Annotated in this window: 12 protein-coding genes; 4 read left to right on the top strand and 8 right to left on the bottom strand. The window is 70.6% G+C overall.

All coding sequences use genetic code 11. The features are described from left to right. The first annotated feature begins 180 nt into the window (after positions 1-180). A complete protein-coding gene (locus VET29_RS20640; RefSeq protein WP_324922889.1) occupies positions 181-1,053 on the top strand; it encodes a 1,4-dihydroxy-2-naphthoate polyprenyltransferase in 873 nt (290 codons plus the stop codon). 253 nt (positions 1,054-1,306) lie between these two features. Next, positions 1,307-2,290, top strand: a complete 984-nt coding sequence (locus tag VET29_RS20635) for a hypothetical protein (RefSeq protein ID WP_324922887.1) — start codon at positions 1,307-1,309, stop codon at positions 2,288-2,290. Here the strand turns inward: VET29_RS20635 and VET29_RS20630 are convergent. From VET29_RS20630 to VET29_RS20620, 3 genes are read right to left on the bottom strand one after another with little or no spacing between them, the layout of a single operon-like run. Further along, positions 2,285-3,373 (bottom strand): PLP-dependent cysteine synthase family protein, encoded by a 1,089-nt coding sequence (locus tag VET29_RS20630; RefSeq protein WP_324922885.1) that lies wholly within the window; start codon positions 3,371-3,373, stop codon positions 2,285-2,287. The two genes, VET29_RS20635 and VET29_RS20630, sit on opposite strands and share 6 nt — an antisense overlap. Continuing rightward, positions 3,370-3,663, bottom strand: coding sequence for a DUF4229 domain-containing protein (locus VET29_RS20625; protein WP_324922882.1), 294 nt, complete (start codon positions 3,661-3,663; stop codon positions 3,370-3,372). Before VET29_RS20625 ends, VET29_RS20630 begins: the two co-directional genes overlap by 4 nt. 10 nt (positions 3,664-3,673) lie before the next feature. Continuing rightward, the gene (locus VET29_RS20620; RefSeq protein WP_324922878.1) at positions 3,674-4,138 is read right to left on the bottom strand and encodes an Lrp/AsnC family transcriptional regulator; all 465 of its coding nucleotides are present in this window, start codon (positions 4,136-4,138) and stop codon (positions 3,674-3,676) included. 146 nt (positions 4,139-4,284) lie between these two features. On the opposite strand from VET29_RS20620, the gene VET29_RS20615 reads away from it, so the two are divergent. Further along, on the top strand, positions 4,285-4,500 hold the full coding sequence (locus VET29_RS20615) for a BldC family transcriptional regulator (RefSeq protein WP_324922875.1): 216 nt from the start codon (positions 4,285-4,287) through the stop codon (positions 4,498-4,500). Between the two features lie 78 nt (positions 4,501-4,578). Next, a complete protein-coding gene (locus VET29_RS20610; RefSeq protein ID WP_324922873.1) occupies positions 4,579-4,809 on the top strand; it encodes a hypothetical protein in 231 nt (76 codons plus the stop codon). 334 nt (positions 4,810-5,143) lie between these two features. On the opposite strand, the gene VET29_RS20605 is transcribed toward VET29_RS20610, so the two are convergent. The 5 genes from VET29_RS20605 to VET29_RS20585 form a co-directional block, all read right to left on the bottom strand. Further along, entirely contained in the window at positions 5,144-6,658 is a 1,515-nt protein-coding gene (locus VET29_RS20605; RefSeq protein WP_324922869.1) for a MinD/ParA family ATP-binding protein, read from the bottom strand. 201 nt (positions 6,659-6,859) lie between these two features. Then, complete coding sequence (locus tag VET29_RS20600; RefSeq protein ID WP_324922864.1) at positions 6,860-7,456, bottom strand: hypothetical protein; 597 nt, start codon at positions 7,454-7,456, stop codon at positions 6,860-6,862. Between the two features lie 281 nt (positions 7,457-7,737). After that, positions 7,738-8,754, bottom strand: coding sequence for a c-type cytochrome biogenesis protein CcsB (ccsB, locus tag VET29_RS20595; protein ID WP_324922861.1), 1,017 nt, complete (start codon positions 8,752-8,754; stop codon positions 7,738-7,740). Then, positions 8,754-10,280, bottom strand: a complete 1,527-nt coding sequence (gene resB / locus VET29_RS20590; RefSeq protein WP_324922902.1) for a cytochrome c biogenesis protein ResB — start codon at positions 10,278-10,280, stop codon at positions 8,754-8,756. Before resB ends, ccsB begins: the two co-directional genes overlap by 1 nt. A gap of 38 nt (positions 10,281-10,318) precedes the next feature. Beyond that, positions 10,319-11,083: a cytochrome c biogenesis CcdA family protein gene (locus VET29_RS20585; RefSeq protein ID WP_324922900.1), complete on the bottom strand. Its 765-nt coding sequence runs from the start codon at positions 11,081-11,083 to the stop codon at positions 10,319-10,321. Between the last annotated feature and the right edge of the window lie 100 nt (positions 11,084-11,183).

The following is an 11,183-nucleotide window of genomic DNA, read 5'->3' as shown; positions in this document are numbered from 1 at the left end:
CTAGTGTCCCGCGCCGGAAATCAGGCAACTAATTCGGCGGCCCAGCTTCCCGCTGGCGGCGTTGCCGGTTCGCCCAAGTACGACCCAGTACGAGGGCGAACCGGCGTCTTGCCAGCAGAAACCCGGATCCACCGACTTAATCACCGCATTCCCGGCGCGGGACACTAGTTAGATGACCTCATGGCTACAACCGCACAGTGGGTGGCTGGTGCTCGGGTCCGGACGCTGCCCAACTCGATCGCGCCGGTGATCGTCGGGGCCGGGGCGGCCGCCGCTGTCGACCAGTTCAACTGGTGGGCGTCCCTGCTGGCGCTCGTCGTCTCCCTCGCGCTGCAGGTGGGCGTCAACTACGCCAACGACTACTCCGACGGGATCCGGGGCACCGACGACAGGCGGGTCGGGCCGTTGCGGCTCGTGGCCTCCGGGGTCGCGCCCGCCGCCCAGGTGCGGCTGGCCGCCTTCGTCTGCTTCGCGGTCGCCGGGGTGGCCGGGCTCGTGCTCGTCGCGTTGACCGGTTACTGGTGGCTGGTCACCGTCGGCGTCGTCTCCGTTGCCGCCGCCTGGTTCTACACCGGCGGGCCGCGGCCCTACGGGTACGCCGGGTGGGGTGAGGTCGTCGTCTTCGTGTTCTTCGGGCCCGTCGCGGTGCTCGGCACCCTGTACGTGCAGACCGGGCAGCTCACCTGGGCCGGGGTCGCCGGCGCGGTCGCGCTCGGGTGCATCTCGGCCAGTGTGCTTGTCACCAACAACCTCCGGGACCTGCCCACCGACTCGGCCAGCGGCAAGATCACCCTGGCCGTGCGGCTCGGGGACCGGCCGACGCGCCGGCTCTACGTGCTGCTCGTGGCGGTGCCGTTCCTCGTGTCGGTCGTCGGCGCCATCTGGTCACCGTGGTTGTTGCTCGGGTTGCCGGCCGCGTTCCTCGCCGCGCCGGCCGCACGGACCGTGACCGGTGGGGCCACCGGGATGGCACTGATCCCCGTGCTCCGCGACACCTCCTTCGCCATGCTCCTGTGGGCCGTGCTCGCCGGATTGGGACTGGCGCTGAGCTAGTGTCCCGCGCCGGAGATCAGGCAACTAATTCGGCGGCCCAGCTTCCTGCTGGCGGCGTTGCCGGTTCGCCCAAGTACGACCCAGTACGAGGACGAACCGGCGCCTTGCCAGCAGAAACCCGGATCCACCGACTCAATCACCGCATTCCGGCGCGGGACACTAGTGCGGTGTCCGCACTAGTTGTTCGAAAATCGGTAACGTTGATCGGTCTGTCGCGACATTCGGGACAGAGACAGAACTCTGGGGGATCGTCATGGCGCGGTGGGCTCGTCACCCATTACTCGGGCTGGTCGTGCTGGCGCTCGTCACCACGGGGTGCGCCAACAAGGTCTACGGCACGCCCACCGCCGTCCGCGTTCCCGAGAAGAGCCGCGACTTCGACGACCCGGACCGGCTCACCGCCGAGGACGCGCTCGGCGACCTCACCCTGTTCAACCCCTGCAGCGTGGTCGATCCCGACGAGATGCCGGACGACTGGACCGCGCGCGTCGACGTCCCCGCCGCCTTCGAGTACTGCGCCATGGCCGTGACCACCAAGGACGGCGCCACCGCGGAGGTCCAGGTCGGCTACCTCTACGAGTCGGAGCACGACGGCGGCCGCGGGGACCGGAAGGGCGGGCTCAGCGTCGCACCCGCCGAGGACTCGGACGCCGCCTGCACCCGTGACATCGTCTTCGCGGACGGCATCGCGCTGGAAGTGCGCAGCTGGGCCGAGGACCCGGCCGACGCCAAGGCGATGTGCGGGATCGCCGACGAGACCGTCGACCACGTCATCGACGCCGTCGCCGCCGGCAGGGCCGAGACGCTGAGCCTCCCGGAGCACTCCGTCGGCGAGGTCGACCCCTGCGACATCGTGACGGCGGACATGGCCGCCGTGGTGCGCGGGGTCACGGCCGGGGTGCGGCCGGAGCGCCAGACCAGCGGGCACACCTGCTGGTGGCAGAGCGACGAGGGCACGATGCTGCAGGTCGCCTTCGACATCGGTCGCGTCCCCGTCGGCGACACCGGCGACACGATCCACGACCGCTACACCGCGACCACCCAGTACGCCGACAGCGCCGAGTCCTCGACCTGCGCGGTGGTGGGCGAGCACGTCCCCTTCGAGTACGGCTCGACCACCGGCCTCATGGAACGCGCCGGCATCTGGGTCTACCTCAAGCCGGGCGAGGTCGAGGCCGCCTGCGCCGCCGGCAAGCAGATCGCCGACAAGCTCTGGCCGGCGCTGCCGAAGCTATAGCCACTCGCCCGAGGACAGGAACCGGTCCACGGTCGCTCGGTGCGGCGCCAGGTCAAGGCCCTGCGCGGCCAGCCACGCGTCGTCGTAGTACGTGCCGGCGTAGCGCTCGCCGCCGTCGCACAGCAGCGTCACCACGCTGCCCGCGCGGGACGCGGCCAGCAGCTCCGCCACGAGCTGGAACGCGCCCCACAGGTTCGTGCCGGTCGAGCCGCCCACCCGGCGCCCCAGCAGCGGCTCCACCGCGTGGATGGTCGCCAGGGACGCCGCGTCCGGCACCTTGACCATGCGGTCGATCACCTGCCCCACGAAAGACGGCTCGACACGCGGCCTGCCGATGCCCTCGATGCGTGATCCCTGGCACGACGTCAGGTCCGGCAGCGTGTCCCGCCACGCGTCGAAGAACACGGAGTGCTCGGGGTCCACCACCGCGAGCCGGGTGCGCAGGCGCCGGTAGCGGATGAACCGGCCGATGGTCGCGCTCGTGCCCCCCGTGCCGGCGCCGACCACCACCCACTCCGGCTCCGGGTGCGGCTCAAGCGCCATCTGCTCGAAGATCGACTCGGCGATGTTGTTGTTGCCACGCCAGTCCGTCGCCCGCTCGGCGTGGGTGAACTGGTCCATGAAGTGCCCAGCCAGCTCGGCGGCCAGGCGGTGGGACTCCGCGTAGAGCTGGCTCGGCTCGTCGACGAAGTGACATCGGCCACCCTGGCGCTCGATCAGCTCGACCTTGCCGGCACTGGTCGTGCGTGGCATGACCGCGATGAACGGCAGGCCGAGCAACCGGGCGAAGTACGCCTCCGACACGGCCGTCGAGCCCGAGGACGCCTCGATCACCGGCGTGCCCTCGACGATCCAGCCGTTGCACAGCGCGTAGAGGAACAGCGAGCGCGCCAGGCGGTGCTTCAGCGAGCCCGTCGGGTGCGTCGACTCGTCCTTCAGGTAAAGGCGGACATTCCATTCGAGCGGGAGCGGGAAGGGCAGCAGGTGCGTGTCGGCGCTGCGGTTGGCGTCCGCCTCGATGACGCGGACCGCCTCGCACACCCAGTCACGGGTCTTCTCGCTGCCGCGGTCGACCGCCGTCATTCCTCGTCGCCGCGCAGCTCACGACGCAGGCGTTCCCTCGTCTGCGCCCGCTCGGCGCCACGCTCGGCCAGGCCGGCCGTGACCCGCTGGTTCAGGCCGCGGAACACCAGCAGGCCCAACGGAAAGCCGACCACGAGGGCCACCGCGACCGCCGGCAGCAGCGGCACGTCGAGCAGCATCAGCGCGACCGTCACCGCGCCGACCAGCACCAGCCGGCCCAGCGTGTACAGCGTGAGATCGCGGCCCAGGGTGTCCGCCTCGTCGTGGTCCGCTCCGCCAGCTCCGCTCACGGCGGGAACGTTACTCGTCACCCTCACCTACCTGCGAAGTGTTGGGCCGACCCTCGAAACGGGTCGACAGCACGAGTGTGGTTCGGGTCCGCGCGACGCCGTCGATGCGGCGCAGGCGGCCGAGCGTGTGCTCCAGGTCGTCGACCGTCGCGACGCGCACCTTGACGATGAAGGACTCGTCGCCCGCGACGCGGTAGCACGACTCGACCTCGTCGAGGGCGGCGAGCGCCTCGGCCACGTCGTCGTCGTCCGCGGTGTCGGTCGAGTAGATGCCGATCAACGAGGTGACGCCGAGACCGACCATGGTGGGGTTCACGACGGCGTGGTAGCCGGTGATGACACCGCTGGTCTCGAGCTTGCCGACGCGCTCGTGGACGGCGGACGCGGACAGGCCGACCTGCCGCCCGAGCTCGGCGTAGGTCGCCCGGCCGTGCTCCCTGAGCGCGGCGATGATGCGGTGGTCAACAGCGTCCACGGCGGGCACTCTAGCCAATGGCTCAGCCTGTCCGAACCGGCCGTTTTGTCCCTTACTACCTCTTTACCATCAGACAACCGTTCGAGTACCCGATGGTCGAGATGCAACGATTGACGTGTCCAGGCCAGATCAACTGAGGAGGACACGTGACTGCGGCACATGTCGGAGAGCGGCTCCTTACCCCCGGCGAGGTCGCCGCGCTCTTCCGCGTCGACCCCAAGACCGTCACCCGGTGGGCCACCGCCGGACGCATCGGTTCCATCCGCACGCCCGGTGGGCACCGCCGGTTCCGCGAGTCCGAGGTGAAGACCCTGCTCGCCGAGCTGACGACCGAGGCCAACCTCGGCAACGGCCACGCGTAGCGCACGCATCGCCCCCTGTGGCCCCCAAATCGGTACAAAAGGGCTAACCTCGATGCGGAGGACCTCAGGAGGTGGCCAATGCTGTACTTGCTCGCCGCGATCGGCGCGATCTGCGTCGTAGTCCTGCTGTGGCGGGCGTTCGTCGCGAACCCCACCACGACGACCACGGTGGGTGACCGGCGGGTGAGTCGACCGAACCGGGAGAGCCGTCGCACCGGGCCGGTGGCGCCCGACGACGACCCGGAGTTCCTTCGGAGCCTCAACCAGCGAAAGAACCCGCCGGAGGCGGAGGGCAAGGAACCGAGCTGAGCCCGCTCGGTCGTCGGCGACCCCTGCTCGCCGGGCACGGCTTCGACCGGGGCGACCTTCGCCGTGTCTTGTGGGGGCCGAGCCCCCACACCCCCAACCGGGGGCGAGCCCCCGGACCCCCATTGTCGGTGGTCGTGCAGGGTGGCCCCAGTGGTCGTCCATGGTGGCCCCGGTGGTCGTGCAGGGTGGCCCCGGTGGTCCGTGCATGGTGGTCGTGCTGGCTGGGTCGGGGGTGCTCCGCACGCTCAGGCAGATCATTCGGGGCTGGCCGCAGGCCGCTCTTCGCCGCGGCTTCGAAAGCTTCTGCCGGGTGTTCGCGTTGCGGGGGCGTTTGTTAGCGCATGTAGTAGAACTCGCTGGGGAAGCCGTCTGCGACTGTGGCCGCTAGTTCTAGTAGGGCTAGGCGGGTTGGGGCGCTTAGGCGGTCCAGTTCGATTTCCGCGCCTTCTTCCAGGTGTGGGTCGAACGGGATGCGGCAGACGGCGCGGCAGCGGGCGCCGAAGTGTTGGGCCAGCTTGTCGAGGTCTACCGAACCGGCCTGGGGGCGTACCGAGTTGATCACGGCGACCGAGCGGGCGACCAGGTCGCGGTAGCCGTGGGCGTCGAGCCAGTCGAGGGTGGCCGAGGCCGAGCGGGCGCCGTCCACCGAGCCGGACGACACGACCACCAGCGAGTCCGCCAGGTCCAGCACGCCCTTCATCGCCGAGTGCATCAGGCCGGTGCCGCAGTCGGTCAGGACGATGTTGTAGAAGTGTTCGAGCAGCGTGACCGTGCGCCGGTAGTCGTCCTCGCTGAACGCCTCCGACACGGCCGGGTCCTGCTCGGACGCCAGCACCTCCAGCCGGCTGGGGCCCTGTGAGGTGTACGCGCGGATGTCGCTGTAGCGCTTGATGTTGTCCACGTCGCGCAGCAGGTGCCGGACGGTGGCCGTGGTCTCCAGCGGGATCTTCTGGCTGAGCGTGCCGCGGTCGGGGTTGGCGTCGACGGCGATGACGCGGTCACCGCGCAGCGAGGCGAACGTCGAGCCCAGCGTGGTGGTCGTGGTGGTCTTGCCCACGCCGCCCTTGAGGCTCAACATCGCGATCTTGTAACAACCGCGCAGTGGCTGGTTCACGCGGGTGATCAGCTCGCGGCGGTGCGTCTCGTTCGGGCTCTCGCCGACGTTGATCAGCCGGCCGCTGGCCACGAAGACGGCCTTGCGCCAGCCGGACTGCGGCGGCCGCTTCTGCTGCTTGATGAGCTTCTGGGACGACAGCTCGCTGTGCCCGTGCGCCTGCTGGGCCTGTTGGGCCTGCTGGCTCTGCACCGGGTACTGCTGCTGGTAGACCTGCTGTTGGTAGGCCTGCGGCGGGACCTGGTAGGGGCCGGAGCCCTGGGTCACGTGGTGGGGACCCGAGCCCTGCTGGACCTGATGCGGTCCCGAACCCTGGGGGACCTGGTGGGGACCCGAACCCTGCTGCATCTGGTGCGGGCCGGACACGGCAGGCTGCGACCCCGACGGTGTCTGGTCCACATAGGGCACCCGGTACGGGCCCGACACGGCAGGCTGCGCACCGGACGGTGTCTGGTCCACATAGGACGGCATCGCCGCCTGGGAGCCCGACGGGGTCTGATCGACATACGGCACCCGGTAGGGACCGGACACGGCCGGCTGCGCACCGGACTGCTGCTGCTGGGGGGCCGACGGGTCCGCGTACTGCGGGTTCGGGTCCTGGTAGGGCCGCGACTCGGATCGGTCCTCGTTCTCCAGGTCGGATACGAGCGGCCGCGGGCCGAAGTCCTCAGTCGGGGGTTCCTGACCTACGCCGACGCGGGGCACGCCCCCCTCCGGCTCGCCGTGCGCACTCACCGCTGGGTTCCTCCCTGAAGCACTGACCGGGTCCGCCTCCGAACGCGACGGTAGTCGCACGTGCTCGCGAGCGTCGACACGGGGGTTACCGGTCTTCGCACCAGCAACCGGTCAGGACACCGCAGGTCACGGGCAGGTTTCGACGCACCGACCGACGGCGTGGGCCGAGTGCTGGAACCGGTGCCGCCGAACGGCGTCCCGTCAGCCGACGGCGAGCAGGTCGCCCAGCGGGTTGATCATCGTCAGCGCGGGGCCGGCCGGCGCGGACTTGGCGGAGGCGGTGCTGTTGGTCGAGGCCGACGACGGGGAGAGGATGTCGCCGACGGCGCCGGTCACCGGGGAGAGCACGTCGCCGACGGTGCCGAGGAGCCCGCCGCCGTTGGACCCGGAGCCGGAGTTCGAGTCGGAACCCGAGTCCGAGGGCGTCGTGGGCTCCGGCGCGGGCGTGTCGGTCCCGGTGCTCGGTGCGGGCGTGCTGGTGCCGGTGCTCGGCGACGAACCGCGCTGGTTGCTGCCGCCACCGGTGGAACCCGTGCCGCCGGTCGCGGTGTTCGACTCGACCGGGGTGCCCTGCGCGTTCGTGCCGGCCGAGGCGGGCGTCGTCGGCTGCGCCTGCTGCCCCTCGGGCCGGGACTGTTGGTGCTGGTCGCCCTTGCCGGGCACGGGGGCGCCGACCACGGGGCCGCTGCCGTCCGGGGCGTGGCCGGGGGCCGCGGGTGCGTGCTCGGGGGCCGCACCGGCGGCCGGCGCCGCGCCACCGTGGAGGCCGAGGGCGCCGGCGGCGAACGTGCCGGCCATCAGCAGGGCCCCAGCCGCTACCCCAAACGTCCAGCGCTTGTGGGACGCGGAAGTCTCCGGCTCCTCGATCGCGGCCTTGGTCGCCTCAGCTCGGCGAACACCCAGTGGGTGGCCTTCGCGACGTAGTACCCGGTCGACAGGTAATCCGTCGTTACCCCCATACAGCCCTGCGTAGGTCACAGTGCCCTCCTGCCCAGCTCAGCGTCACCCAATTGGGTGTACCGTGGCGAACCCCGAAGCGGAGAGTACTGATCTCTGTGCAGCTTGTCCAACGGTCGAGGTCAAACCCCCGCATAGGAATGCAACCCGGCCGTTACCAGGTTGATGAAGAACAGGTTGAAGATCATCGCCGCCATGCCGACGATGTTGATGACCGCGGCCCGGCCGCCCCGCCAGCCCGCGGTCGCGCGGGAGTGCAGGTACGCGGCGTAGACGACCCACGCGACGAACGCGACGGTCTCCTTCGGGTCCCAGCCCCAGAACCGGCCCCAGGACTCCTCGGCCCAGATCGCGCCGAAGATCACGCCTGCGGTGTAGATCGGGAACGCGAACACGGTGGCGCGGTAGGCGACCCGGTCGAGCACGTCCGCGGCCGGCAGGCGCGCCGCGAGCCCGGTCGACCACCGCGGCTCACGCACCTTCAGCAGGTACAGGATGCTGACGACGCCCGGCACCAGCAGGATGCCGCTGCCGGACGCGATCGTGAACACGTGGATCACGAGCCAGTAGGACTGGAGCGCGGGCTGGACGGGCGCGGCGGTCGTGTACAGGAGGACGCCGCCGAGGAACATCAGCACGACGACCGGCAGCAGCACCCACACGCCGAGGTGGCGGACCGGGTACTTGCGCAGCACCACGAGCCAGGTGCCGACGGCGACCAGGCAGAGAACGGCGCCGAACTCGTACATGTTGCCCCACGGGGCGCGGTGGGTGGCGAACCCGCGCAGCGCGAGCGCGGCGACGTGCAGCATGACGCCGAAGACCGTCAGCGAGACCGCGAGCTTGCCGATCCGCTCGGCGCGGTTGTTCCGTTCCAGGACGGTCTCGTCGGCCGGCCTCTCGTCGGTGGGCGCGTCGCTGGCCGGCTCGGTGTCGGCCGGCTCGGTGTCGGCCGGCTCGGTGTCGGCCGACTCGCTGCCCGCGCCGACCGCCACCAGCTCACGGTTCCGGACGGTGGTCCTGCGGCGGTAGCCGAAGGCCTGCTCGTACAGGTAGAAGAGCATGGCCACGACGTAGGCGCCGACGGCGATGCCGTAGCACCAGTCGCTGTAGCCGGACAACGTCTGGTTGATGTCCATCAGGACTCCCTCCCGGTTACCGCGTCCGCGTGCTCCCGCTCCGGCCCCAGCAGGTCGAGCAGGTCCTCGGTGACGCGGCCGAACTCCTCGCCGTATCCCGCCTGGTCGGTGCGGGCGAGGCCGCCGAGCAGCAACACCGTACCGCCGTCCGCGGGCACGGCCCGCACCCACAACCTGCGCCGTTTGACGACCAGGGACGTGCCCAGCCCCAGCACGATCAGCACCGCGAACACGAGCACCCAGACCTGCGCGGGGTCGTGCGAGACCTGCAGGTACACCCACTGCTGCACGCCGTCGAAGCTGATCTTCGTGCCGTCGTCGAGGGTGACCGTCTCGCCCGGCCGCATGTTCTCCCGCGCGACCCGCTTGAGCCGGCCGGAGTCGACCATCTCCTGGTTGACCTCGTAGATCGACTGGCCGCGGCCGGACTCGTTGCCCAGGTCGCCCTTCAGCACGTCGACCGCGACGGCCGGGTCACGCAGGTCGGGGAACGCCGAGCCGAGCAGGTCGCCCTGCAGCACGGCGGTCGGCGCGAACAGGCCGGTGATCGCGAGCTGGCGCTGGCGCCGCTGGGCCGGGTCGGTGACGCCCGGCGGGTCGAACTTGGTCGCGCCCTCGGACAGGTAGGTCATCTGGTTGACCGGCCGCCACTGCGTGGTGTGCGTGCGTTTCTGGCCGTCCGGGAAGGTGACGGTGAAGACCGGCGCGTAGCCGTGGCTCAGCAGGTAGACGCGGTCGCCGGCGGTGCGGAGCGGCGAGTTGACCTCGAGCGGGTAGGGCCGCCAGGTGTTGGTGGCCAGGTCCTCGCCGGACTGGTACTCGATGTCGGCGCGGTAGTGGTCGGCCTGGCCGGTGGGCAGGTAGCTCGCGGTGAAGCCGTCGACCTTGACGCAGAACGGATCCAGGTCGGTGCCGTCGACCCGCAGGCCGGGGCGGAACGTGTCGTAGCTCAGCGTGCCCGAGTTGCAGAACTGGGAGCCGTTGGCGAGGACGATGACCTGGCCCTCGTACTGGTACATCTTGCCGATGGCGAGCGCGATGATCAGGCCCAGCATCGCGAAGTGGAACACCAGGTTGCCGGTCTCGCGGAGGTAGCCGCGCTCGGCGGAGATGCTGCGGGCGCCGTCCTCTTCTTCCCGTTCTGCCATGCGCCAGCCCCGGAGGCGCTGCCTGGCCGTCGCCATGACCTCCTCGGGTGTGGCGTCGACGGTCGTCTCGTGGTGGTGCGGGAGGCGGGCGAGGTTGCGTGGCGTGATGACCGGCCTGCCGCGCGCGGCCTTGGCGTACTCCAGGCTGCGCGGCAGCAGGCAGCCGACGAGCGAGATGAACAGCAGCAGGTAGACGGCGGAGAACCAGACGCTGCCGTAGACGTCGTAGAACTCGAGCCGGTCCAGCAGCCCGCCCCACCAGCCGTGGCTCGCGACGTACTCGTCGACCTTCTGCGGGTTCAGCGAGCGCTGCGGAAGGAGGGCGCCGGGCAGTGCGGCGAGGGCCAGCAGGAACAGCAGCACGAGCGCCGTGCGCATGGAGGTGAGGCCGCGCCAGGTGTTGCGCAGTAAGGCGATCACAGGGGCAGCTCCGTGTCGGTGATCACGGCGTACTTGAGCCAGGACGTGAGCTCGCCCCACAGGCCGGTGACCAGCAGCACGCCGACCACGAAGAGCATGCCGCCGCCGACCAGCTGGATCGTGCGGGCGTTGCGGCGCAGCCAGCCGTTGGCGCGGACCGTCCAGCGGGCGCCGAGGGCGATCAGCAGGAACGGGACGCCGAGGCCGAGGCAGTAGACCAGCACGAGCAGCAGGCCGCGGACCGCGGTTCCCCCGGTGCTCGCGGCGACGACCATGACGCCCGACAGCGTCGGGCCGATGCACGGGGTCCAGCCGAGGCCGAAGATCGCGCCTAGGACGGGGGCGCCGGCAAGGCCCATGCGGGGCCGGGAGTGGAAGCGGATCTCCTTCTGCATGCCGGGGATGAGACCGACGAAGACCAGCGACATGGCGATGATGAGCACGCCGCCGACCCGCTGGAGCACCTCCTGGTTGGCGAGGATGGCATCGCCGAGCCAGTACAGCAGGCCACCCATCCCGGCGGCGAAGACGACGGTGAAGCCGAGCACGAACAGGGCGACCGCGCCGAGGACGCGGCCCTTCTTGCCCTTCTCGTCGGGGGTCTCCGCGCCGACGAGGGCGGCGAGGTAGGCGAGGTAGCCGGGGACCAGTGGGACCACGCACGGGGACGCGAAGGAGACCATGCCCGCGAGCAGCGCCACTCCGGCGGCCAGCAGGAGCGGCCCGCTGGTGGCGATGGCGGTCGGGTCCACGCGGTTCAGGGTAGGCATGGGACCTTGGTCCTACGGGGACCGGGTCGGCCTCGGGAGACGGCGGTCCGCGGCCACCGCCACCGACCGCTGGTGAGCTCGACCTGTTGGC

It is taken from the genome of Actinophytocola sp., from assembly GCF_035634895.1.
Classification (GTDB): Bacteria; Actinomycetota; Actinomycetes; order Mycobacteriales; family Pseudonocardiaceae; genus Actinophytocola.
Note: the sequence above shows the minus strand (reverse complement) of the source record. Positions and strands in the feature narration are given on the sequence as shown.